18 protein-coding genes and 3 tRNA genes are annotated in these 23,664 nt (G+C 72.8%); 9 read left to right on the top strand and 12 right to left on the bottom strand.

All coding sequences use genetic code 11. The annotated features are described in order from the left end of the window. Positions 1-85: 85 nt before the first annotated feature. The 4 genes from K7C20_RS19900 to K7C20_RS19885 all read right to left on the bottom strand — a co-directional run bounded on the left by K7C20_RS19900 (position 86) and on the right by K7C20_RS19885 (position 6,192). Positions 86-2,446 carry an ArnT family glycosyltransferase gene (locus K7C20_RS19900; protein ID WP_222892636.1) on the bottom strand — a complete coding sequence of 787 codons (2,361 nt, stop codon included), beginning with the start codon at positions 2,444-2,446 and terminating at the stop codon, positions 86-88. Further along, positions 2,443-3,765: a bifunctional glycosyltransferase family 2/GtrA family protein gene (locus tag K7C20_RS19895; RefSeq protein WP_053208954.1), complete on the bottom strand. Its 1,323-nt coding sequence runs from the start codon at positions 3,763-3,765 to the stop codon at positions 2,443-2,445. The genes K7C20_RS19900 and K7C20_RS19895 overlap by 4 nt, the downstream gene beginning before the upstream one ends. 26 nt (positions 3,766-3,791) lie before the next feature. Continuing rightward, positions 3,792-5,324: a sensor histidine kinase gene (locus tag K7C20_RS19890; RefSeq protein WP_280921984.1), complete on the bottom strand. Its 1,533-nt coding sequence runs from the start codon at positions 5,322-5,324 to the stop codon at positions 3,792-3,794. 112 nt (positions 5,325-5,436) lie between these two features. Beyond that, positions 5,437-6,192, bottom strand: coding sequence for a response regulator transcription factor (locus K7C20_RS19885; RefSeq protein ID WP_280921985.1), 756 nt, complete (start codon positions 6,190-6,192; stop codon positions 5,437-5,439). 608 nt (positions 6,193-6,800) lie between these two features. On the opposite strand from K7C20_RS19885, the gene K7C20_RS19880 reads away from it, so the two are divergent. Continuing rightward, on the top strand, positions 6,801-7,364 hold the full coding sequence (locus K7C20_RS19880; RefSeq protein ID WP_048828437.1) for an NADPH-dependent FMN reductase: 564 nt from the start codon (positions 6,801-6,803) through the stop codon (positions 7,362-7,364). 157 nt (positions 7,365-7,521) lie between these two features. On the opposite strand, the gene K7C20_RS19875 is transcribed toward K7C20_RS19880, so the two are convergent. From K7C20_RS19875 to K7C20_RS19865, 3 genes are all read right to left on the bottom strand, one after another. Next, a complete protein-coding gene (locus tag K7C20_RS19875) occupies positions 7,522-8,397 on the bottom strand; it encodes an amidohydrolase family protein (protein ID WP_030074417.1) in 876 nt (291 codons plus the stop codon). 648 nt (positions 8,398-9,045) lie between these two features. Beyond that, entirely contained in the window at positions 9,046-10,044 is a 999-nt protein-coding gene (locus K7C20_RS19870; RefSeq protein WP_246655310.1) for a DUF2797 domain-containing protein, read from the bottom strand. Between the two features lie 294 nt (positions 10,045-10,338). Beyond that, positions 10,339-11,457, bottom strand: a complete 1,119-nt coding sequence (locus K7C20_RS19865) for a GlxA family transcriptional regulator (protein WP_409351313.1) — start codon at positions 11,455-11,457, stop codon at positions 10,339-10,341. Between the two features lie 45 nt (positions 11,458-11,502). Between K7C20_RS19865 and K7C20_RS19860 the strand changes: the two genes are divergently transcribed. After that, positions 11,503-12,294, top strand: coding sequence for an NAD(P)H-dependent oxidoreductase (locus tag K7C20_RS19860; RefSeq protein WP_030088937.1), 792 nt, complete (start codon positions 11,503-11,505; stop codon positions 12,292-12,294). 60 nt (positions 12,295-12,354) lie between these two features. Here K7C20_RS19860 and K7C20_RS19855 read toward each other — a convergent pair. After that, positions 12,355-12,428, bottom strand: a tRNA-Met gene (locus tag K7C20_RS19855). Between the two features lie 159 nt (positions 12,429-12,587). On the opposite strand from K7C20_RS19855, the gene K7C20_RS19850 reads away from it, so the two are divergent. Beyond that, positions 12,588-13,262 carry a nucleoside/nucleotide kinase family protein gene (locus K7C20_RS19850; RefSeq protein WP_030088939.1) on the top strand — a complete coding sequence of 225 codons (675 nt, stop codon included), beginning with the start codon at positions 12,588-12,590 and terminating at the stop codon, positions 13,260-13,262. Positions 13,263-13,575: 313 nt separating this feature from the next. Here K7C20_RS19850 and K7C20_RS19845 read toward each other — a convergent pair whose 3' ends face one another. Then, entirely contained in the window at positions 13,576-14,166 is a 591-nt protein-coding gene (locus K7C20_RS19845; RefSeq protein WP_160328702.1) for a hypothetical protein, read from the bottom strand. A gap of 158 nt (positions 14,167-14,324) precedes the next feature. Between K7C20_RS19845 and K7C20_RS19840 the strand changes: the two genes are divergently transcribed. Then, positions 14,325-14,798 carry a hypothetical protein gene (locus K7C20_RS19840; RefSeq protein WP_160328701.1) on the top strand — a complete coding sequence of 158 codons (474 nt, stop codon included), beginning with the start codon at positions 14,325-14,327 and terminating at the stop codon, positions 14,796-14,798. Here K7C20_RS19840 and K7C20_RS19835 read toward each other — a convergent pair. After that, positions 14,774-14,983 carry a hypothetical protein gene (locus K7C20_RS19835; protein ID WP_209443870.1) on the bottom strand — a complete coding sequence of 70 codons (210 nt, stop codon included), beginning with the start codon at positions 14,981-14,983 and terminating at the stop codon, positions 14,774-14,776. The two genes, K7C20_RS19840 and K7C20_RS19835, sit on opposite strands and share 25 nt — an antisense overlap. Before the next feature lie 91 nt (positions 14,984-15,074). Here K7C20_RS19835 and K7C20_RS38285 point away from each other — a divergent pair, with 91 nt between their 5' ends. Next, entirely contained in the window at positions 15,075-15,326 is a 252-nt protein-coding gene (locus K7C20_RS38285) for an N-terminal phage integrase SAM-like domain-containing protein (RefSeq protein ID WP_053208906.1), read from the top strand. 407 nt (positions 15,327-15,733) lie between these two features. Next, entirely contained in the window at positions 15,734-16,156 is a 423-nt protein-coding gene (locus K7C20_RS38280) for a tyrosine-type recombinase/integrase (RefSeq protein WP_245171022.1), read from the top strand. A gap of 80 nt (positions 16,157-16,236) precedes the next feature. On the opposite strand, the gene K7C20_RS19825 is transcribed toward K7C20_RS38280, so the two are convergent. Then, a tRNA-Arg gene (locus K7C20_RS19825) sits at positions 16,237-16,309 on the bottom strand. A gap of 349 nt (positions 16,310-16,658) precedes the next feature. Between K7C20_RS19825 and K7C20_RS19820 the strand changes: the two genes are divergently transcribed. Further along, a complete protein-coding gene (locus K7C20_RS19820; RefSeq protein WP_160328700.1) occupies positions 16,659-17,006 on the top strand; it encodes a hypothetical protein in 348 nt (115 codons plus the stop codon). 596 nt (positions 17,007-17,602) lie between these two features. Here the strand turns inward: K7C20_RS19820 and K7C20_RS19815 are convergent. Then, positions 17,603-17,693: transfer RNA gene (locus K7C20_RS19815), tRNA-Ser, on the bottom strand. Positions 17,694-17,935: 242 nt separating this feature from the next. Here K7C20_RS19815 and K7C20_RS39475 point away from each other — a divergent pair. Beyond that, positions 17,936-18,757 (top strand): SSI family serine proteinase inhibitor, encoded by an 822-nt coding sequence (locus K7C20_RS39475; protein ID WP_053208589.1) that lies wholly within the window; start codon positions 17,936-17,938, stop codon positions 18,755-18,757. Positions 18,758-18,949: 192 nt separating this feature from the next. Further along, positions 18,950-23,488, top strand: coding sequence for a PAS domain-containing protein (locus tag K7C20_RS19805; protein ID WP_078952862.1), 4,539 nt, complete (start codon positions 18,950-18,952; stop codon positions 23,486-23,488). The last annotated feature ends 176 nt before the right edge of the window (positions 23,489-23,664 follow it).

The raw sequence follows: 23,664 nt of genomic DNA, 5'->3' as shown, positions 1-23,664 counted from the left end.
GCCGTACATTTGATTTCGGCCGCTCGGGGGAGGGGGCGGCGCGGACCGTCGCCGCGGCGGCGCCGCCCCGGGCGCGCCTCCCCGCTCAGGCCTTCCGGGTCAGGTCGTAGAAGGTGGCGCTGCCGACGGTGACCTTCTTGAAGGTCTTCGTCACCCACGCCGTGATCTTCGACGAGCCGCCCTGGCCGCCGCCCTGGCCGCCGCCGGGGCCGCCCCGCCCGCCCGCGATGAAGTAGTGGATCTTCCCGTCCGCGACATAGGCCTGGAACTGGGCGAGGGTCGGCGACGGGTCGCTCCCGTTGAATCCGCCGATCGCCATCACCGGCTTCTGGGTGGCGAGTTGATAGCTCGCCGCATTCTGCGCGCCGATGGCCGCGGCGGCCCAGGTGTAGTCCCCCGCGTCCTTCTCCAGCAGCGCCTTGGCCCGGTCGCTGACCTTGCTGCCGTTGAGCAGTCCGCCCATGCCGCCCATCCGGCCGGCGCCCCGCTCGCCGAGGCCGCCCGGCCCGCCCGCACCGCCGGGGAAGCCCGGCCGGCCGGCGCCCTGCCCCGGGAGCCGGCCCCGGTTGTTGGGCTGGTTGCCGACCCGGTTGCCGGGCTGGTTGTTGCCCTGCCGGGTGGCCTGGTTGGTGCCTTGGGGGCCGCCCGCGCCCTGGCCGCCCTGGCCGCCGCCCGGCGCGCCCCCCGCCGTACCGCCGTTGGTGCCGCGCCACATGCCGGGCGGCCGGCCGCCGGGGAAGCCGCCACCGGGCCCGCCCATGCCGCCCCGCACCGAGGGGCCGGCCGTGATGATCGACCCGCCCTTGGGCGTGTCGACCGTATTGAGGGTGTACGCGAGCGGACCGGCCAGCGCCGTCACCACCCCGAGCCCGGCCGCCAGCACCGCGACCCGCCGGCCGGCCCGCAGCGGCGCTCCGGCCGTGGCAGACGCTCCGGCCCGTACAGATTCCTTGTCCCGCACAGGCTCCCCGTCCCCCACAGGCCCCCTGTCCCCCACGGGCTCCCCGTCCCGCACCGAAGCTCCCGCCCGTACCGGCAGCAGCAGCCCCACCGCCGCCACCAGGCCGACGGCCAACACCGTCCAGCGCAGCCACGGCAGCCACTCCGGCGACCGGCCCAGCAGCACGTACGACCATCCGGCGGTCACCGCGACCGTCGCGGCCGGCACGAGCGAGGCGACCCGCCCGCCGCGCCGCCACAGCAGCGCCGAGCCCATCCCGACCAGCGCCGCGATATACGGGGCCAGCGCGATGTTGTAGTACTGATGGAAGATCCCGGACATGAAGCTGAAGGTCGCGAAGGTCGTCAGCAGCGCACCGCCCCACACCAGGAACTCCGCCCGCTGCCCGGCCTGTTCGGCGGCGGTCGCCCGCCGGGCCCGCCGCAGCACCCACACCCCCGCGACCAGCAGGATCAGCGCGGCAGGCAGCAGCCAGGAGATCTGCCCGCCCATGTCGGACGAGAACAGCCGGGTGATGCCGGTCTCTCCCCATCCGCCACCACCGGCCCCGGGCCGGCCGCCGCCCCCGCCGACGCTGCCGGTCTCATTACCGGTGATCCGTCCGAAGCCGTTGTAGCCGAAGGTCAGCTCCAGGAAGCTGTTGTGCTGCGAGCCGCCGATGTACGGACGCGAGGACGCGGGCCACAGCTCGACGATCGCCACCCACCAGCCGCCGGACACCACGATCGCCAGGCCGGCGACCAGCAGCTGACCGAACCGCCGGCGCAGCGCCACCGGCGCACAGCAGACGTAGACCACGGCGAGCGCCGGCAGGATCAGCCACGCCTGGAGCGTCTTGGTCAGAAAGCCCAGGCCGAAGCAGACACCGGCCAGCACCAGCCACTTCGTACGGCCGTCGTCCAGGGCCCGCAGCACGGCGGCGATCGCACAGACCATCAGCAGACACAGCAGCGCATCGGGATTGTTGAACCGGAACATCAGCGCCGCGACCGGCGTGACGGCCAGCGCCCCGCCGGCCAGCAGCCCCGCCCCCGCGCCGAACCGACGCCGTACGGCCCCGTGGAGCACCCCGACGGTCGCGACCCCCATCAGCGCCTCGGGCACCAGGATCGCCCACGAGCCGAGCCCGAAGAGCCGTACGGACAGCGCCATCGGCCACAGCGCGGCCGGCGGCTTGTCGACGGTGATGGAGTTCGCCGCGTCGGAGGAGCCGAAGAAGAACGCCTTCCAGCTCTCGCTGCCGGCCTGTACGGCGGCCGAGTAGAACTGGTTGGCATAACCGGACGCGGACAGGCTCCAGAGGTAGAGCACGGCCGTGACCAGCAACAACGCCAGCAGAGCGGGCCGCGCCCAGCGCGGCTGCGCGGGCTGTGCCGCGGCCCCGGGCGTCTGGGGGACAACGACCGACGCCGGCCCTCTCTCCTGTGGCGTGAGGGGCGACGGATACGACGGCTGGGCCGGCGTACCGGAGGGGGGCGGGGTCATCGAGCGCTCCTGGTGAGGTCGTTGTGTTCGTGTGTGGCGTGCGGCTGCGGTGCGTCGGCGTCGTCGGACCGCTCACGGTCGGGGAAGACCCACGCGCGGAAGAGCAGGAACCGCAGCACCGTCGCCGCGAGGTTGGCGGCCACCAGCACCGCGAGTTCGGTGCCGTGCGAGGCGTCGCCGCCCGCGGCGTCGAGGGCGGCCAGGGAGCCGCTGGTCAGGGCCAGTCCGATGGCGAAGACCACCAGCCCCTGGGCCTGGTGACGCAGCGCCCGGTCCCGGCCCCGCACCCCGAACGTCAGCCGCCGGTTGGCCGCCGTATTGGCCAGTGCCGACACCAACAGCGCCCCCGCATTGGCGAGCTGAGGTCCCACCCCGAGCCGGAAGAGGGAGTAGAGGGCGAGGTAGAGCAGGGTGCTGAGTCCGCCGACGGCACAGAAGCCGACGAGCTGACGGGCCAGTCCGCCGGGCACCCCGGACAGCTCACGGTCGCGCGGGTCGTCCCCGAACGGCCGGGCGAGCCGGTCCAGCGGCAGCCCACCGGTCGCCAGCGCCCGCCCCACCCGCCATACGCCCTTGAGGTCATCGGCGGCCGTACGCACCAGCTGCACGGTGCTCTCGGGGTCGTCGACCCAGTCCACCGGCACCTCGTGGATCCGCAGCCCCGCCCGCTCCGCGAGCACCAGCATCTCGGTGTCGAAGAACCATCCGGTGTCCTCGATCATCGGCAGCAGCCGCGCGGCGACATCCCCGCGGATGGCCTTGAACCCGCACTGCGCATCGGAGAACCGGGCGGCGAGCGAGCCGCGCAGGATGAGGTTGTACGTACGCGAGATGAACTCCCGCTTCGGGCCGCGCACCACCCGCGCACTGCGGCTGAGCCGGGAGCCGATCGCCAGATCCGAGTGCCCGGAGATCAGCGGAGCGACCAGCGGGAGCAGCGCGTTGAGGTCGGTGGACAGATCGACGTCCATATAGGCGAGCACCGGCGCCCCGGAGAGCGACCACACGGTGCGCAGTGCCCGCCCGCGCCCCTTCTGCTCCAGCCGTACCGCCGTGACCTCGTCGATCTCGTCGTCGAGCAGGGCGGCGACCTCCGGCGTACGGTCCGTGCTCGCGTTGTCGGCGATGGTGATGCGGAAGCCGTACGGGAAGGTGCGGGCAAGGTGCTCGTGCAGCCGTCGCACACACGGTTCGAGGTCGCGCTCCTCGTTGTAGACGGGGACCACCACATCGAGCACGGTCGCGATCTGACCGAGCCGCAGATGCTCGCGCGGTGGCAGGGAGCCCAGCGGTGTGCGGGGCGGCTGTGTCGTCGTCATGCCGACGACACTCGCCAACCGCGCTGTCACGGGGGTGTGCTGAGCCTGTGTCCTGACTGTGAGGGGGGAGCGGGGGCCGCAGCGGGCACCGGGGCAGGCACGGCCTTCGTCGGCAGCGTCACCGTGAAGACCGTCCGTCCGGGGACACTGTCGACGCCGACCGTGCCGCCGTGCGCGGCCACCACCGCCTCCACGATGGCCAGGCCGAGCCCCGTACTCCCGGCGGCTCGCGACCGCGAGGCATCACCGCGCGCAAAGCGCTCGAAGACATGCGGGAGGAGGGCGGCGGGAATGCCGGGCCCGTCGTCCTGCACCTCCAGCTGAACGACATCGCGTCGCCCGGCAGGAACGTCTGCCGTACGACCGGCCGCCGGACGACCGGCCGTAGGACCGGCAGGGCGCACCCTGGCGGTCACCGTCGTGCCCTGGGGCGTATGCGTCCGGGCGTTGGCCAGCAGATTCACCAAGATCTGGTGCAGCCGTCCGCCGTCGCCGTACACCCACGCCGGCTCATCGGGCAGCTCCAGCCGCCACCGGTGGCCGGGCCCCGCCACCCGCGCATCGCTCACCGCGTCCACCACCAGCGGCGACAGATCCGTGCTCTCGTAGGAGAGCGGCCGCCCGGAATCGAGCCGGGCGAGCAGCAACAGGTCCTCCACCAGCCCCGTCATCCGCTCCGCCTCCGACTCGATCCGGCCCAGGGCGTGCCGGGTCTCGGGCCCCGGCTGCTCCCGCCCGCGCCGGGTCAGCTCGGCGTACCCACGGATCGACGCGAGCGGCGTACGCAGCTCATGGCTGGCGTCGGCGACGAACCGCCGCACCCGCATCTCGCTCTCCTGACGAGCCGAGAGCGCCGCCCCGACATGCCCCAGCATCCGGTTCAGCGCCGCACCGACCTGCCCCACTTCCGTACGGCCGTCCGACTCGGCCGCCGGCACCCGGACGTGCAGCGCCACCTCGCCCTGGTGGAGCGAGAGTTCGGAGACCCGGGTGGCGGTGGCGGCGACCCGTCGTAGCGGCCGCAGGGCGATGCCGACGATGGAGGAACCGGCGATGCCGGCCGCGATCAGCCCGGCGACCGTCACACACTCCTCGATGACCACCAGTTGGCTGACCGTGTCCTGCACATGGCCGAGCGGCAGACCGAGCACCAGCGAGCCGTCCCGGGCGGACATCACCCGGTAGTCGCCGAGTCCTGGCAGCTCGGCGGTGTGCTGCCTGCCGTCCCGTGGCACCGAGCTCAGCGCCGCAACCTGCTGGCCGGACAGCCGCGCCAGCCGCTCCTCGGGCAGCCGGCTGGTCGAGTTGCTGAGCTTGGCGCCGTCCACGGCCATACCGTCGCGCGCGATCCGCGCCCCCACCGTCCCGATGGGCTGGCCCCCCATCGCCACGAAGTCCAGGCCTTGGCTTTGCGGAGGCACCGGGTCATGCGGCCGCGGGCCCTCGGCCCGTTTCACCGAACCCGTCAGCTGAATGTCCAACTGGCCTTGCAGGTAGGAGTGCAGGGCGATGGTCGTCACGGTGCCGATGACGGCTCCGACGACAGCGATCAGCGCCACCGCCGACACGACGAGCCGGGTCCGGAGCGACCAGCGGCGGCGGGGGGTGGGAGGGGGTGCGGCGGGTGTGCGCGGCCCCGAAGGCCCGGCGGCCGAGGCGGCGGACACCCGTCTACCCACCGGGCTTGATGAGGTAGCCCGCGCCCCGCCGGGTGTGGATCATCGGCGCCCGCCCCACGTCGATCTTCCGCCGCAGATACGAGATATACAGCTCCACGACGTTGGCCTGGCCGCCGAAGTCATAGCTCCAGACCCGGTCGAGGATCTGTGTCTTGCTCAGCACCCGCCGCGGATTGCGCATCAGATAGCGCAGCAGCTCGAACTCGGTGGCCGTCAGATGGATCTCCTGGCCGTCCCGCCACACCTCATGGCTGTCCTCGTCGAGTACGAGATCGCCCACCGTCAGCCGCGATTCGCTGCGCGCGGTGGCCGCGCCGGCCCGTCGGAGCAGCCCCCGCAGCCTGGCCACCACCTCTTCCAGGCTGAACGGCTTGGTGACGTAGTCGTCGCCGCCCGCCGTCAGCCCGGCGATCCGGTCCTCGACCGCGTCCTTGGCCGTCAGGAACAGCACCGGCACATCCGGAAGTTCACGCCGCAGCCGTCCGAGCACCGTCAGCCCGTCCATGTCCGGCAGCATCACATCGAGCAGCACCGCATCCGGCCGCCAACTACGGGCACAGCGCAGCGCTCCCGCGCCGTCCCCCTCCGCGCGGATGTCCCATCCCTCGTAGCGCAGCGCGAGGGACAGCAGATCGGCGAGGGAGGACTCATCGTCCACGACCAGCACCCGCACGGGGGTGCCGTCGGGCCGCAACAGCTCCGGCTGCTTCCCCGGCGCGCCCCTGGAGGACGAGGCCGAAGCCGGCATACGAAACGACGCTGAGGACGACGAAGTCACGGTCATACCCGTGAGCTTGACCCGCTCCCGTGAGAGCTCCCTTGCGCCTTTCTGTGAATCTCCTGAGAATCCCCCGTGCTTCGCTGCCCCTTCTCCGGGGCGTCTTCCCCTCCCGTGGGCCGCTTCCCCTCTCCTGCTCTCTCCCCCTCCCCGGGCCCCCGCCCCCACCCCGCCCCCACCCCCCGCCGGCCCCCACCGGCCCCGCCATCCCCCGCCGACGGCCAGCCCCCACCGGCTCCGCCGGCCCCTACCGACCGGGCCCCGTCAGCCCCCGCCAGCCCCGTCGGCCCCCTACCGACCTGGCCCCCGTCAGCCCGTACCGGCCCCCGCCGGCCCCCCGTTGGGCCCCATCTCCACCCCACCCCAGCCCTGACCGACCTGGACCGCCCCCCGTGCGGCCCAGGTCGATCACCACTTCTTAAGCATCGCACCTGGCACTGACAATCGCCCTGACCAGCACTTTCACCGCCGTCCGGAAGCCCGTCCGGCACTCCCGCAGCCCCCGGCCAACGGCCCTCGCCCCCCGCTGCACGGTCCACCGCCCCGCCCCCGAGCCGCACGCCACGTACCGTCATCCCATGAGACTCCTCGCCCTCTCCGGCAGTCTGCGTGCGCGCTCCTCCAACGGCGCGGTGCTGCGCTCCGCGCTCGCCCTCTGGGACGGCCCGACCACCACCGCGGACATCGGCGCACTCCCGCACTTCAACCCCGATCTGGACGGCGAGGACGCCACGCCCCCCGCCTCCGTCGCCGCCCTGCGTACCGCGGTCGCGACGTCCGACGCCCTGCTTCTCGTCAGCCCCGAGTACGCGCACGGCGTCCCCGGCGTCCTCAAGAACGCCCTCGACTGGCTGGTCAGCAGCGGTGAATGCGTCAACAAGCCGACCGCGGTGATCACCGCCTCGCCGTTCCCCACCGGCGGCGACCACGCCAACGCCCAGCTCCGCGAGACCCTGCGCATGATGACCGGCGAGGTCGTCACGGCCGCGTGCCGCGAGATCCCCGCGATCGGCCCGAAGACCGACCCCACTACGGAACGCGTCACCGACGAGGCCACCCTCGCCGATCTGGGCGTGGCCCTCACTCAGCTGGCCACGGCCGCCACCGCGACCGCCACCGCTCTTCCGTCCGAACAGCGCTGAACACCCGACGGCCCGCCCCGCGCACGCCCAAAAGGCCCTGAGCGCCCTGCACTCCGCCCAGCCACGCGCTGCGCCCTGCATCCCGCGTCCCGGCGTCCCGCTCCCCTGGCCGAAGCGGCCCCCTCCCGCTCCCCTGGCCGAAGCGGCCCTCTCCCGCTCACACCCCGAACAACCGCGCCGCGTTCCCGTAACAGACCCCCCGCAGCCACTCCGCCCCCAGCTCCAGCCTGCTGAGCGCCTCCAGCGCATGCGCGTACCCGTAGGGGATGTTGGGAAAGTCGCTGCCGAACAGCACCCGGTCGCCGAGGTCCGTGAGCCGCCGGCGTTCCGTCCGCGGGAACGGCGCGTCCCGCTCGGAGAAGTCCGTGAAGACCATCGTCGTATCGAGGTGTACGCCCGGGTAGCGCTGCGCAAGGTCCAGGAAGTCGGCGTACTCCGGCATCCCCATGTGCGCGATGATCAGCCGCAGCCCCGGATGGCGGGCCAGCAGCCGCCCGATCGGCTCGGGCCCGGTGTACTTGCCCGGCGCCGGTCCCGACCCGCAGTGGATGACCACCGGCACACCGGCCTCCGCGACGGCACCCCACACGGCATCGAGCAGCGCATCGGCCGGGTCGTACCCGCCCACCTGTACATGCGCCTTGAAGACCCGCGCCCCACCCGCCAGTTCGGCGCGCACATACGCCGCGGCACCGTCCTCCGGAAAGAACGTCGCGGTCCGGAGGCAGTCGGGCGTACGGGACGCGAAGTCGGCCGCCCAGCCGTTCAGCCACTGCGCCATCCCCGGCTTGTGCGGATAGACCATCGACGTGAACGCCCGCACCCCGAAACCGCGCAGCACCGCCAGCCGCTCGTCCTCCTCGAACCGGTAGGCGATCGGCCACTCCCGGCCGACCAGCGGCCCGGCCGCGTCGAAGTACGCCCAGACCTTCGCCATCACCCGCTCGGGCATGAAGTGCGTATGCACATCGATCAGCCCCGGCAGCCCCAACTCCCGCCAGAACGCGCCGACCCGCTCATCACCCTCCGCCACGCCGGGCCCCTCCCCTACGGTTCCGACCCCTACTCCCGGTCACGACGACCGCAACCAGGACGCCGCCCCTTCCACAGGCCGACACCACGCCCCCGGTGACACCCGTCCTCCGGCGACACCACGCGCCCCACCGACGCCACACCCTCCGGCGACGCCACACGCCCGGCCGACATCATGCACGGCCCACGCCACACGCCCGGCCGATGCGTCACGCTGCCGCCGTGACGCGCCCACCGATGCCCCGTGCCCAGCCGACGCACAACGCCCAGCCACCGAGCCCGCCATCTACCTGCCCCGAGCGTCTACCCGTCATCTACCTGCACCCAGCATCTAATCGCCCCCATCGGCCCGGAACAACCCCCGCCCTCCACTTCCCCAGCAGGCCGGCAAGCCCAGTAACCCCAACAAGCCCCGCAATCGCCAACCCGGCCACCAAGCGCCGCAAGCGCCGTAGGCCCACTGCCCGCCCACAAGTCCACCAAGCGCCGGCACGGCCATCCCACCACCAGCCCCGAAGCCCCCGGACGCCCCGAAGCCCCCTGGCCCCTCCCCGGCCATCCCCCCGAAACCGGCCCGCCCCGCCCCGAACCGAGCCGAGCCGGACCGAACCGAGCCGGACCGAGCCGACCCGCGCCCCGCCCCGCCCCCTCAGAACAACCCTTCCTGCCGCCCCGTCCCCTCCCCCTCCCGCTCCCCAGCCCCGGCGCCCACAGCCCGCACCGGCACCGTCGTCACCCGCCCCACAGCCGCCCCCAACACCCACCCCGACAACATCCGCGCATCCATCACCGCAACGCCCCCACCGCCCCGTCCCGCCACACCGACCGGACCCGTCCCACCGACCGCACCCGTCCCACCGGTCATCGCCAACCGCAGATACACATCGGACCCCACCCCGGTCAGCACCTCCCCCACGATCTCCGCTCCGGGCGTCATCCCGCCCAGCTCCGCCACCTCCCCCGGAATACGGTCGAGCCCGAACAGCTCCGTATGGTCCGCACAGGCGAACTCCACCGGCTGGAGAGTCTCCGGCCAGCCCGCCAACTCCTGGGCAGCACAGTGCAGTTGTTCCAACTCGGCAACCCGGTCCGGCACCGGGGGCAGCGCCCCGCGCGCCGCCCGTTTCGCCGCCTTCGCAAACCGGTCGGGCACCGCCAGCGCGCTCCCCAGCAGCGCCTCCGCCCGCCGCGCCGCCATCAACGGCCCGCGCCCCAGCCATGCGTACGCCACCGCCCCCTGCTCCACCAGCCGGGCCGGCCCGCGCTCGGCGGCCGTGATCCCCACCTTGAGCAGGCCGGGGCCGAAGTACGCGAGATAGACGCCGTACGGGCGCGGATCATCGGCCATGGTGTCCGCGGCCACCGACCGCGACCGGTCCAACTGGGCGCACCGCGCGCACTGATCCCTGGCACTCGCACCGTCGAGCACCGCACCGTACGGGCACACGAGCCGGCCGCCGGCCCGCCGCACGCCCAGACAGCGCCGCTCCCCCTGCGCGGCGAACGCCAGCACCTTGCCCGCGGGGAGCATGCTCACCCGCTCCTCGGCCCGCTCGGCGCAGTACCAACCGAGCCGCTGCCCGAACCGCCCCTCCGGCTCCGACCCCGGCCCGCCACCTGACCAGCGCGGTCCCGTACATCGCCACACACCGCCAGCGTACGACCACCCACTGACAACGCCGCCCGCACGCAGGACCGCCGGACACCAGGCCACCCCCCCCCCCACCGCCCCGCAGCGCCCGCCGGTAAGCGCACCACCCCACCCACCCGCAATACCCGCCCTCCCGAACCGGCGCCCTCACCCAGCTCAGGCCCCACCCAACCCCCGGCGCCACCCAGCCCCCGGCCCCACCCAGCCACAAACCTCACGCGCCCCCGGCCCCACGCGGTCCCCGGCCTCACACCATCCCCCAACCGCCCCCTCCCCCGACCACCCCCTCCCTCACGCAACCATCCCGCCCCCGCCTCCCGGCCCCCGGAACGTACTCCGATAGGCCCGCGGCGACACCCCCAGCGCCGACTGGAGATGCATCCGCAGCGAGGCCGCCGTCCCGAAGCCCGCCTCCGCCGCGATCCGGTCCACCGTCAGCTCCGTCTCCTCCAGCAACTGCCGTGCCCGCTCGATCCGTTGCTGCGTCAGCCACTGCAACGGCGAGATCCCGACCTCCTCCCGGAACCGCCGGGTGAAGGTCCGTACGCTCATCGACTCCCGCGCCGCCAGCTCCCGCAGGCTCAGCGGCCGGTCCAGATGTTCCAGCGCCCAGGCCCTGGCCATCCCTGTGGAGGACACCTGCGGCTCCGGCATCGGCCGCTGGATGTACTGCGCCTGCCCGCCCTCCCGGTGCGGCGGCACGACGGTCCGCCGGGCCACATCATTGGCCACCGCCGCGCCGTGATCACACCGGACCATGTGCAGACACAGATCGATCCCGGAGGCGACCCCGGCCGCGGTCAGCACATCGCCCTCGTCCGTGTACAGCACGTCCGCGTCCAGCTCGACGGCCGGGAACAACCGGCGGAAGTCGTCCACCGACCGCCAGTGCGTGGTCGCCCGCCGTCCGTCCAGCAGCCCGGCCGCGGCCAGCACGAACGCCCCCGTACAGATCGACGCGATCCGGGTGCCCGGCCGGATGCGCCCCAGGGCTTCGGCCATCGCCGGACTCAGCCGCCCCGCACTCCGCTCCTCCGCCCGCCCGTAGTCCGTCCCGGACGCCGGTACGACCACGGTGCCGGCCTCCGCCAGCGCCTCCGGCCCGTACGCGACATTCACCGTGAAGTCCGTGTCCGTCCGCACCTCACCGGGCTCCAGCGCGCAGGTCACCAGCTCGTAGAGCCGCTCCCCGTCCGCCGACCTGGCCTCCCCGAAGATCCGGTGCACGATGCCCACCTCGATCGGCAGCATCCCGTCCCGCACCAGCACCGCCACCCGGTGCGGCCGCCCCCTCCCCGGCACGGCCCGCACATGCCCACCACCGCTACCTCCACGGCTGCCTCCACCGCTACCGCCACCACGGCCGCTCTCCACCACACTCATGGCCCGATCCTTGCACACAATGGCCATCGGGCCACTCGTATGCCACCCGCCAATCGCACGACAGTGGAGGACATGAAGGTCCTCTGGCTGTTCGCCCACCCCGACCAGCGCTCCCTGAGCGGCGCGCTCAAGACCGAGGCACTGCGCACCCTCGAAGCCCACGGCCACCAGCACCGCGTCTCCGACCTGTACGCCATGAAGTGGAACCCGGTGGTCGACGCCGCCGACTACGACCACGACCCGGCCGACCGCCTGCTCGTCGGCCCGGCCTCCGAACGCGCCTATTCAGGCGGCCACTTGAGCCCCGACATCGCCGCCGAACAGCAGAAACTCACCTGGGCGGACACGCTGATCATCCAGTTCCCCCTCTGGTGGTACGGCATGCCGGCCATCCTCAAGGGCTGGTTCGACCGCGTCTTCGTCAAGGGCTTCGCCTTCGGCATCACCGACCCCGTCACCGGCCGCCCCCAGCGCTACGGCGACGGCAAACTCACCGGCAAGCGCGCCATGGTCATCACCACGGCAGGCGCCCGCGCCGCCACCCTCGGCCCGCGCGGCGTCAACGGAGACCTCAACGACCTCCTCTTCCCCCTCCAGCACGGCACCCTCTGGTACACCGGGATCTCCGTCGTCCCGCCCCTCCTGATCCCCGGCGCGGACCGCACCACCCCCACCGCCTTCGCCACCGCCGCCACCCGCCTGCACGAGCGGCTGCACAGCCTCCCCACCACCGAGCCGCTGGCCTTCCGCCACCAGAACGACGGCGACTACGACGACGACCTGCTCCTGCACCCCCACCTGGCCCGGCCCCACACCGGCCCGGCCGCCCACTACACCGCCCCGCCCCCACCGGTCCACGGCTGAACCGCACGCACAAAAGCCGCAGGCCCAGTGGAAGTGAATCCACTGGGCCTGCGGCGTCAGTAGCGGGGACAGGATTTGAACCTGCGACCTCTGGGTTATGAGCCCAGCGAGCTACCGAGCTGCTCCACCCCGCGTCGGTGAAATGAACACTACGCCACTCCCCCACCAATGCCTAATCGTTTCCCTCACCGCCACTCACCACCCCCACGGCGCCCTCTCAACTCCCCTCCCCCGCAAGCTGGTTGCCGCACTTCGCCGCCCACGCCCGGCCTCCCCCGTGCAAAGCTGCTGCCATGACGAGGCACCTGATAGCAGTCGTCGGCAACGGCCCGGGCGTCGGAAAATCGACCCTCTGCCACTCCCTGGCCCCATGGATCGCGAGCACCGGAGCCACCGTGGACCATTTCCGAGAGGCCGACATCCTCACCCGCCCCGCCTTCCGCCCCGTGGCCGAAGAGTTCGCCGACGGCAACCACAGCGTCCGCCCCGAGACCTTGATCGAGTCCACCCGCGCCTACCTCGCCGAGTCCCGCGCCGCCGGCATCGGCATCCTCGTCACCGACGCCCTGCTCCCCTTCATTCCTTCCCTGGTGGCCTGGGGTCACGACGAGCCCGCCATCGCCCATGTCCTGCGCGAATTGACCACCGCCGTCGAACCCACCCAGGTGACCGTGGTCTACATACACGACGACCCCTCGACCGCCCTCGCCCGCGCCGTCGTCCGCGAGGGCCCCGCATGGGAAAGCTGGTACATCGCCAAACTCGCCGCCTCCCCCGGCACCCGCTCCGTCCACGACCTCCCCTCAGCCGCCACCCACCTACGCCACGAAGCCGCCCTGACCCGGCGCCTCCTGGCCGCCACGCCCTGGAACGTCATCACTGTCGACGTCGCAGACCTCGACGCACCCCAAACCGCCACCCACGTCCGCCACCAACTCACCGCCCTCATCGGCTCCACACCCCCCTGAAGCCCCCACAGCCCCCACAGCCCCCAGCAACGAGATCCCCCGGCACCCCGGTCCTGCCTCCTCCGCCCGTCCGGCTCGCTGGCGTACGGGCGGGGTTGAGGGCGCGCGGACCGTGCTGGCGACGACGACGTGTCCGGCCTCATGGATGGCGCTGAGTAAGCGAATGCGGCGAGGCTCCAGACCGAGCATCGCGATCACCTCAGCGGAGAGGGCGATCTCCTTCTCGGATGACGCCGATCATTTGAGACGGGACACCCGGCCTGGGCGCCGCGCGGATGGAACTGGTGAGCCCCTGGGGCTTAGGGGAAAGCCCCTAGGGCTCCAGCAGTGGGGCGATCTTCCAGCAGTGGAGATCTTTTGAAGGCTGCGCGCGGCGCGTATCGGGCAGGCCGTGGGCGGCGACCGTTTGCAGTGCTTCGGGGCTGTTGGAGGTCTCAGCGTCCGAGGCGATGATGCCGGGCCAGTCGCCGCATGACCAGTACAGCCGATGCCGTCCGGGCGCCAGGGGGAGGACCCCCACCAGATTCACCCTGTCTGTCGAGTGCATCGTTTCCGGGGTCAGGACAGCCGGTTCCTGCTGTTCCTGGTCTCCTCGGATGTCGAGCAGGTCAAGGGCCAGGGACGGCATCTGCGACAGGTCGCCTTCGTCGTCGCGGTAAAAGGTCCGGTAGAAGGGGTCTGCGGTCTGGGCGGCCCGCACGATCTGGAGGACTTCGCCGGCGGCGATGATGATCTCGTCTTGGATCAGGGGGATTTCGTAGACATTCAGGTCCGGTGCACACGCGTCCTCCGTGCCGACGTCAACGCATACGGCTTCCTCCCCGCCCTGTGGTGGGAGTACTCCCCGCATGTAGGTGTTCCCGTGCAACGGGAAGGACAGGTGACGCAGGACCAGGTGGACCACCTGTGTCTGAATGCGGGAGCTGTAGAGAGAGGAGGAAGGCGTCAACGTCGACTCCGATCAGCAGATCAGACGGATTCGGCCACACCCCGCATTTGACGCGGCGGACCTTGGTTACGGCCTTCTCCGGGGTGTCGGCGACGCCGATGATCTCAGTGCCGATGACGCTGCGCCATTCGCGTACCTGGCGGTTGGCGCACTTCTTGCGGGCGTCGGCTCGCCATGTGCTGGGAGCCCTCGATGTAGACCCGCAGGCCGGGACCGCGCCGGTTGGGCACGGCGGAGACGTTGCCGACGACGACTTCGGCGATACCTCCAGGGCCCGCTGTACGGCGGCCGCGGTGCGCTCGGCCTTGCCGGGGCCGGAGTCCATGAGCCGGATCGACGTCACCAATACCTCAATACCTCACCAGGTCTGGGGCGATCGGCTGGAGGCGGGTAGAGCCGAGATTCGCCGCTGGTCGACCGTCCTGCGTATCGGACACGACCTCGCCCGCCTCGGCGCCACGCAGCACGCCGAACTGTGGCCCCACCTCATCAGCGGCCCCGTCGACCTCGCCGTCGAAGCGCACGAGTGCTTCCAGCGGTGGCGCGACGAATTCCACCCCACTCACCAGTACGGAGAGGCGCGATGACGAACCTGGACCAGGCCGCCACCCTGGCGACGTTCAGCGCGGTGTGGGCGGTGCGCTCCGTCGGGCACAACCTCGCGGATCACGTCACCTCGCCAGTCCTCCTCGATGGCGCGCTTGCGTCGGGCGGTGAGGTCCTCCTCCAAGTCGTCCAGGCAGGCCGGCATCTTCGGGTTGATGCTGAGCATCGGGCAGCGGATGCAGGCGTGCTCGTGCGCGCACGGGGTTCCGTAGGGGCGTCCGCAGACCCGGCAGGGAATCCCAGCCGCTACCTCCGCCATGCCGTTCGGCGACTTCCTCACCTACTGGCTCGCCGCCATCGTGCCCACCCGCCTCAAGCCCGCGACGCTCAACAGCTACGAGGGCCTTTCGCGGCTCTACATCAAACCCGCGCTCGGGAAGAAGAGGCTCAACCGCCTCTCCCCCGCCGACATTCGCCTGTTCCTCGCGGAGTTCAAGGGCGGCTGCCTCTGCTGCCTGCGAGGAGTCGACGCGCACGCGCCAAGGAAGACCGGACGTGCTGCGCCGTGAACAAGTGCTGCAAGCGCCGGCCATCGGCCCGCACCGTCCAGTACGTCCACGCCGTACTCCGCTCCGCGCTCCAACAGGCCGTCCGGGAAGAGCTCATCGCACGCAACGTCGCCCGCATCGTGGAAACGCCCACCGTCGAACGCCGCGAGGTACGCCCGTTGGACGCCGCAGAGGCAAGAATCCTGCTCAGACCGCCCGCAATCACCGGCTCTACGCCCTGTGGCTGCTGCTCATCGCCACCGGTCTGCGCCGCGGAGAAGCCCTTGGGCTCACCTGGTCGGACATCGACCTCTCCACCGGCCAGCTCGCGTCCGGCGCAACCTCCAGCGCATCAAGCGCGAACTGCTCTTCGGGACGCCCAAAACGACTCGCTCGCTCCGGACGGTGTCCCTGCCCAAGAGGTGTATGTGGACGCCCTGACCGCCCCCCAGGCGAAGCAGGAAGAGGAACGGAAGGTGGCCGGCGCCAAATGGCAGCCTCTCCCCGACGACCCGAACGGCCTGGTCTTCACCACGGCCTCCGGCCGGGCCACCGACCCTCGCAGCCTCAACCGCTTGCTCACGACCCTCTGCCGTGACGCCAAGGTGCGCCGCGTGCGGGTGCACGACCTCCGGCACACCTGCGCCGCCCTGCTGCTGGCCCAGGGCGTCGACCCCCGCACGATCATGGAGACGCTCGGCCACAGCACCATCACGATGACGCTGGACACCTACGCGCACATGATGCGGACCACTCTCAAAGCGGCGGCCGACCGAATGGACGACGCCCTGGGAATGGACGAGCCGACCGAGGACGCGGAGGGCGATCCGGGGTGTGCGCCGGCCGCGTGACGGACACGGCACCCACGTTGATGTCACCCGCCTGATGTCAAAGGCCCCCTGGACGATGTCCAGGGGGCCTTTGACCTGTGTGCGCTCGGCAGGATTCGAACCTGCAACCTTCTGATCCGTAGTCAGATGCTCTATCCGTTAAGCTACGAGCGCTTGGCTTTCCGGCGGTTTTTCTTGCCGGTCGGCGTTGCGGGAACAACATTACATGACCTGCGCCGTGAGGCGAAATCCATTGCCCGCAGCACCTCTGACCTGCGGAAACGCGCTCCTGGGGGACTTCGGGAGGCCATTGGGGCCAGGGGGACTCCTCGATGATGCGGACGAAGTTCGGGCGGGTGTAGCCCTCTTCGAAGCGGTCCGGAACGTCGGCCTTCACCTTGCCGAAGGCGGTCCGGGGTCGGTGGGCCGGGCCGGTGTGGAAGGCGTGGAGGGTGCGGCGCTTGAAGCCGGGGCGCGGGTGGGCGGCGATGACGGCCTCGCGGGTTTCCGGCGGGAGGGTGTCGTGGCCGATGCCGACGCCGAGGACGTCGAGCTCGACGTCGACTGTGACGAGCACCACTTCGGGGGCCATGTGGTGCGGAATTTCCTGGGCGGTGTGCAGGGCGATGCCCTCCCGGACCAGGTGGGCGCGGTCGGCGGGGATGCCGCGGGCGGTCAAGAAGGCGCGGGCCTCGTCGGCGCCGTCGAGCTCGGAGCGCTGCTGGGAGGTGCGGAACTTCTCAGTGAGACCGAGGTCGTGGAAGAGGGCTCCCATGTAGAGCAGCTCCGGGTCGAAGCCCAGGCCGTGCCGACGGCTGTGCCGACGGTCGTGATGGGCGCCGAGAGGTGGACGCGGCGGGAGTGGTGGTAGATCAGGTCGTCGGTGACATCGCGGATCAGCTCGGTGGCTTCCCTGGCCAGTTTGCTGTCGGGAGGGGGATGCCCCCGAGGGCCGGGCCGGTGTCCGACGCGGGCGAGCGGTCCTGAGGTGTCGTGGGTTCTGGGACGCCTGGTCCGGCGGGTGGCGCCCGGCGTGTGGCGTCCGGTGTGCGGGGACGGGTTGCCCACAGCTGTGGACAAAGCAGCGCCCAGCGCCCCCGGACCGTGGGCGCGGCGGTCATCGGACCTGGGGCGCGGCATGGGCCAGGCGCGGGGCTGGGCACGAGGCGGAGCGGGGCGGGTGGAGCGGGGTGGGTGGAGCGGGGTGGGTGGAGCGGGGCAGGTGGAGCTGGGCGGGGTGTAGATCGTTTCTGGGCGCGCAGGCCGTTCCCGTGCCTGCGCTCAGGCCGTTCCGGTACGCCTAGCTCACGCGCCTGGCCCAGGTCGCCGGCTCCGGCCCCATGCAGAGAAGATCGCGTCGCGCCGTACGGCGAAGATCGCTCCGCGACGGGTGGGGGAGATCGTCCCGGGTCGTACAAATGCGTTCAGGCCCCGGTCGGAGATGACCGGGGCCTGAACGAATAGGAGCGGAGGCGGAGGGATTTGAACCCTCGATGGGGGGTAAGCCCCAAACCGCATTAGCAGTGCGGCGCCATAGACCGGACTAGGCGACGCCTCCACACACCCCACACGCGCATGCACGCTGTGGCGTGTCCAGATGATGGCACAGCTCCCAGGGCTGTCACCAATCGCCCCCTACGGTACTAGGCGCGCGGGCCACCCGGCAAAGACGTTCCTGCGGCGCAACGTCGGGGGCGGCAGCGCGTTAGAGGTGTCGGGGCCGTGGCAACTCGCGTTGTCGTGCGCCCCCGGCGTGTACGTACCGCGTACCGCCCCGCACTCGCCTCTCAGGAGCCTGTGATGCCGCACCGCCGTACGTCATCCCTCTTCGCCGCGGCCGTCGGCGCGGCCGCCACGGCCGTGACCCGCCTCTCCGCCACCACTGCCGCCGCGAGCCGCTTCTCCGCCACCACCACCGCCGCCGCGGGCCGCCTCTCCACCACCGCCGCCGCGGCCGTCGTCTCCGTCACCGCGGCCCTGGCCCTGGCGGCGCCCGCCGCCTCGGCCGCTCCGATCCCGCTGCCGCACCACCGGTCCGGGAACGGCATCACCGGTGCGGGCCACCACACCCTCGCCGGTCACCCAACCGCCGTCGATCACTCCACCCTCGCCGGTCAACTAACCGCCGTCGGCCACTCCACCCTCGGCGGTCACCCAACCGCCGTCGGCCACTCCCCCCTCGGCGGTCTCGGCGTCTCCACCGGCCCCCGTACCCTCACCGACCCCCCTGCCCTCACTGCCGACCACGGTCCTGCTGCCGGTGAGGGGACACCGGGGCGCGAGCACGCGGCGGTCGACCACCTGACCGTCACCGTCCGCGACTCCGGCTCGGCGGCCACCGACGGCACCTTCGAGCTGTACTGCCACCCCGGCCGCGGCAACCACCCTCACGTCAAGCGCGCCTGCAAGAAGTTGGACGGGATGACGATGTGGGGCAGGGACCCGTTCGCGCCCGTACCGCAGGGCACGAACTGCACGATGATGTACGGCGGCCCGGCCACCGCGCATGTCACGGGGACCTGGGCGGGGCGTCCCGTCAACGCAGATTTCCGGCGCACCAATGGGTGTGAGATCAGCCGCTGGGGCCGCTTCGAACCCCTGCTCCCCTCGACCAGTTCATGACCCGGTTCGTGCCGTAGTAGCGCGCCAGGTCAGGACGAGGGGCACATGTCGGGCGTGCGGTGAGTCGCACAGAGCCGTGGCATTACCTCCTCGTCATCCGCCTCCGCGCCAGGGGCAAGTGCCCGTAGACTCCATTCCAGCGATCCGCCACGGTGGGTCGGCAAGGTGCGGTAACAGGGAGGAAGCGTCGTCGTGAGCAGCAGGCCATCCCGAGGCGCTGCTCGCCTCGCAGCCATACTCGACGCCCTCCCCGACGCGCTGTTGCTCGTCAACTGCAACGGCACGGTCGTCAACGCCAACTCCATCGCGCTGGAGACGTTCGAGGCGCCGGGCACGGCCCTGGTGGGGCGCGGGCTGCTCGATCTGCTGCCCTCCTTCGACTCCAAGCGCATCCCGGGCTCCATGCGGCGCCGGGACGAGGACGTCGAGGGCGGCCGGACGAAGCCGACCCGTATGGTCGCGCGGCGTACGGACGGGACCGAGCTGCTGGTCGAGGTGACCAGCGCCAATCTGGAGGACGGCCGCACCCCGTACGAGTCCGCCTTCGAGGCCGCGTACGCCGATCACCGCAACGGCTATACGGGCAATGAGCTGCTGATGCTCGTCGTCCGTGATCTGACCGGGACGCTGGACACCGAGACCGAGCTGGCCCGCCAGCAGCGGCAGACCGAGATGATTCTGCGGGCCGCGGCCGAGGGTGTGGTCGGGGTCGATGCCGAGGGCAAGGTCGTGCTCGTCAATCCGTCCGCGGCGCAGATCCTGGGGTTCCGGGCGAGCGAGCTGGGCGGCAAGGAGCTGCATCCGCTGATCCACCACTCACGGGCGGACGGCTCGCCGCTGCCGTGGGAGGACACCCCGCTGGCCGACACGCTCAAGTCCGGGCGCAAGCACCGGGTGCGCGGGCAGGCGCTGTGGGCGAAGGACGGGCGGGCGGTGTCCGTCGACCTGACGACGGCGCCGGTGCGGGACGGCGATCAGCTCGTCGGCGCGGTGATGACCTTCACCGACCGCCGTGCCTTCGACGCGCTGGCGGCCCGGCACACCCAGCTGCTGGCGGTGCTCGACCAGGCGTTGCGCGGGCCGCTGGAGGAGCTGAAGGGCGAGCTGGGCACGCTCGCCTCCGACCCGGCCGGGCAGCTGTGGCCCGAGGCGAACCAGATCCTCCACCACCTCGCGGCCGGCCACGCCCGGATGACGACGCTGGTGGACAACGTCCTGAGCTATCAGCGGCTGGACTCCGGCAAGGAGAAGCTCAACCGCACGAAGGTTTCGCTGGACGGGGTGGTCGCGGCCGGTGTGGAGGGCGCGATCGAGCTGATCGGTCCCGGCCGGGCGCAGTTCGCGGTGCATGCGCCGCCGATAGAGGCGACGGTCGACGCGGAGCGGATCGCCCAGGCGCTGTCCCATCTGATCGCGGATGTCGCGGGGGTGGACTCGACGGGCCGGATGTCTGCCGGTGAGGCTGCCGCGGGCGGGCGTTCGGGGCCGATCCCGGGTGATTCGACGATCGTGGTGGCGGCGGCCAAGCGCGGGGATGTCGTACGGATCGAGGTGCGCGGTCCGTACGGTGGCGGCGACCCGGTCCATGAGCCGATCGTCCGCGGGATCGTGCGGCAGCACGGCGGGCTGATGCAGACGCATGAGGTGCCCGGCGGCGGGCCCGGCGCGGGCGGCAGCTCGTATGTGCTGGAGCTGCCGGTGGCGGCGGACGGCACGACGGTGGACGGCGCGAGCCCCGGCGCGGACCGGATGGACGGGCCGACCGGCAACGAGACGACGGTGATGCCGGTACCGGCCGCCCACGCGCGGGGCACCCGGGGCGACGCCGCGGACACGGCGGGCACGGCGGACGCAGCGGACACGGGCAACGGTGACCAGGGGCCGGAGGGCGAGGGTCACGAGGGCGACGACGGCCACCCCGGCGGTGACGGTGGGCCGGGCGGTCCCGGCGGTTCCGGCGGTCCCGGCGGTCCCGGCGGTCCCGGCGGTCCCGGCGGTCCCGGCGGTCCCGGCGGTTCCGGCGGATCCGGTCAGCCGCTCGGTGGCGGTGGTGCGGAGCACGGTGTGGCGGTGCCGGCCCAGGCGGGCGGGGCGCAGCCGACCGGCCGTCGGCGTGCGCGGCATTCGGGCGCCGAGCAGGGCGCGCACCCGGGCAGGCCGGCCACGGCAGCGGGCGCGGGGCCGGAGTCCGGCGCTCCGCACGGTGCCGTGGGCGACGGGCCGCAGGGTGAAACGGGTCCCGGGGCGGCCGAGGGCGGCCGGGGGGCGCATCCGCAGCACGGTGACGCGGCGCGGGGCACACAGGGCGGGCGGCCGGCCGCGGACGGTGCGGGGCTGCCGCCGGGCATGGCGGGGGCCGAGTCCGTACCGCCGTCCGGCCGGCGCCGGGCCCGGCAGGGCGCACAGGAGGGGGGCGGGCTGCCCGCGCTCCCTCCTGGACCGAGTCACCCGTCGGGGCAGCAGCCAGGTAACGGGCCCGCGGCGGGCGCGCAGGGCCACGGCCAGGCCGCCGACGGGCCGCAGGGCCCCGCGGCGACGCCTCCGGGCGGTACGCAGGCGCCGGCCGCGGCGCCGGTCTCCGTGCCCACAGCCGCGGGCGCGTCCGGGTCGGCTCCGGTTCCTGCCCGTCCGCAGATTCCGGGACAGGCCCCCGCCCCGGGACAGCCGCACGTTCCCGGTCAGGCACAGGCCCCGGCCCCGGGACAGCCGCACGTTCCCGGTCAGGCACAGGCCCCGGTCGGGCCCCAGGGCCTCGGCCCCGTACAGCCGAGCGGCCGGCGGGCGCGCCGGGCGCTGGCCGAGGCGCCCGAGCGGACCGCGCAGGGTGAGCGGGGCCGGGCATCCGCGGCCGCCTCCGGGACGCAGCAGCAGGGCGGTGCGCGTACCGCCTTTGCGCTGCCGCCCGCCGCGGCGGACCGGACCCCGCAGTCGTCGGTGCCCGCGCCCGCCGACCAGGTGCCCGCGCAGGCGACCGGGCCGCAGGACGGCGGCGGCACGGGACGCCGTCGGGCGCGTCGGCCGGTGGCCGGCGGCCCGGAGGGGGCGATGGCCGGCGGACAGCCGGGATACGAGCTGGAAGCGGCCGCCCACTCCGCTGGTGCGCAAGGAGAGTGGGCCGGCGAGCCGACCGGCAGACGGCGGGCCAGACGGGCCGCGGCCGAGGAGCGTGCGGCGGCCGCGATGGCCGATTCCGAGTCGTCCGGCACGTTCGTGGCGGGCCCGGAGGGGCTGGTGGCGCAGCCCACCGAACCGGCCGAGGCCACGGGTACGGCCACCGGCACGGCGCCCGGGATCGCCCCGGCGCCGGACGCCGGTGCTGCGTCCCAGGCACCCAACGCGCCCCAGCCACCCCATGCGCCGGTCGCGCCCCAAGACCCCCAGGAGCCCAACGCTCCCGCCCCCACCGGCCGTCGGCGCGGCCGTCCCAGCCCGGCCGAGGAGGCGGCGGGCCGGCCGCCCGTGCCCCCGCACGGCGGGCCCGCCACCGGCCCGCACCGTCAGCCGCTGCCGCCCGCCGCCGAGGACGAGGCGCACGCCGCGGGGCACTCCCACGGGCGGGCGTTCAGCGTGCGGACGCTGGGGCAGGGCGTGCCGTTCGCCCAGCAGATCGCCGACCAGCAGCGCCCGCCGGTGCCGCCCGGCAGCACCCCGCCCGGCAGCACCCCGCCCGGCGGTACGTCCGCCGGTTCGGGCCGCCGCCGTAAGCTCGCCGCGCCACCGCAGGAGGGCGAGCGCACGACGGCCGCCGAGTCCCTGCCCCCGGAGGCACGTCCGCACCCCGGGGCACAGCAGCCTCAGCAGCAGCCCAGGCCACCGGCCCCGAACCAGGCCCCTGCCCAGCCCCCGGCGCAGTCCCAGCCGCAGCCGCGTCTGATGGATGCCGGCGAGGGCCGGGCCTTTGCCATCTCCGCGCCCGACGAGGGCAGCGAGGGGCCCGAACCGCTGGACGGTCCGAACGGCGCCATAGAGGTGATGGATCGTCAGCCGATGCCGATGGACGACGAGTTGCCGCCGGAGCCGCTGGACAATCCGCGTCGGCTGCTGGTCTGGCCGGCGCCGGATGTCGCCACCCAGCAGGCGCTCAGCGACCGCGGCTACCGCCCGGTGATCGTCAACTCCCGCGAGGAGGTGGACGCCCAGATCGCCGCGTACCCGGCGGCGCTCTTCGTCGACCCGCTGACCGGGCCGATCACCCGCACCGCGCTCCAGTCGTTGCGCCAGGCGGCGGGAGCGGCCGAGGTCCCGGTCCTGGTGACCGCCGGGCTGGGGCAGGCCACCCGGGAGGCCGCGTACGGCGCCGACCCGGCCGTTCTCCTCAAGGCGCTGGCCCCGCGCGACAGTGACGTCCATCCGCCGCGGGTGCTGCTGATCGAGCAGAACGACGACATCGCGGGCGCCCTCACCATGTCGTTGGAGCGGCGCGGGATGCAGGTCGCACGGGCCGGCGGGGACACCGACGCGGTCAACCTCGCGACGCAGATGCGGCCGAATCTGGTCGTGATGGACCTGATGCAGGTACGCCGCCGACGGGCCGGGATCGTCGACTGGCTGCGCGCCAACGGTCTGCTCGACCACACGCCGCTGGTCGTCTACACCTCCGCCGACATGGACCCGGCGCAGCTGCCGCGGCTGGCCGCCGGCGAGACGGTGCTCTTCCTCGCGGAGCGCTCCACGAGCGCCGAGGTACAGGCCCGGATCGTCGACCTGCTCGCCAAGATCGGGACGAACTGACCAACCTGGCAGGTGCCGGCCCCGGCCGGCACGAAGTGACCGGGGGGCGGCAGGAAGCGATCACGGGCGGGGCGAACTGACCACGGGCGGCTGCGAGGGCCGGTCACCGCTGCATGGGCCGGTCACGGGCTGCGGGGGCCGGTAACGGTCGGCGGGGTCCGCGGGGGCCGGTAACG

It is taken from the genome of Streptomyces decoyicus, from assembly GCF_019880305.1.
Classification (GTDB): Bacteria; Actinomycetota; Actinomycetes; order Streptomycetales; family Streptomycetaceae; genus Streptomyces; species Streptomyces decoyicus.
Note: the sequence above shows the minus strand (reverse complement) of the source record. Positions and strands in the feature narration are given on the sequence as shown.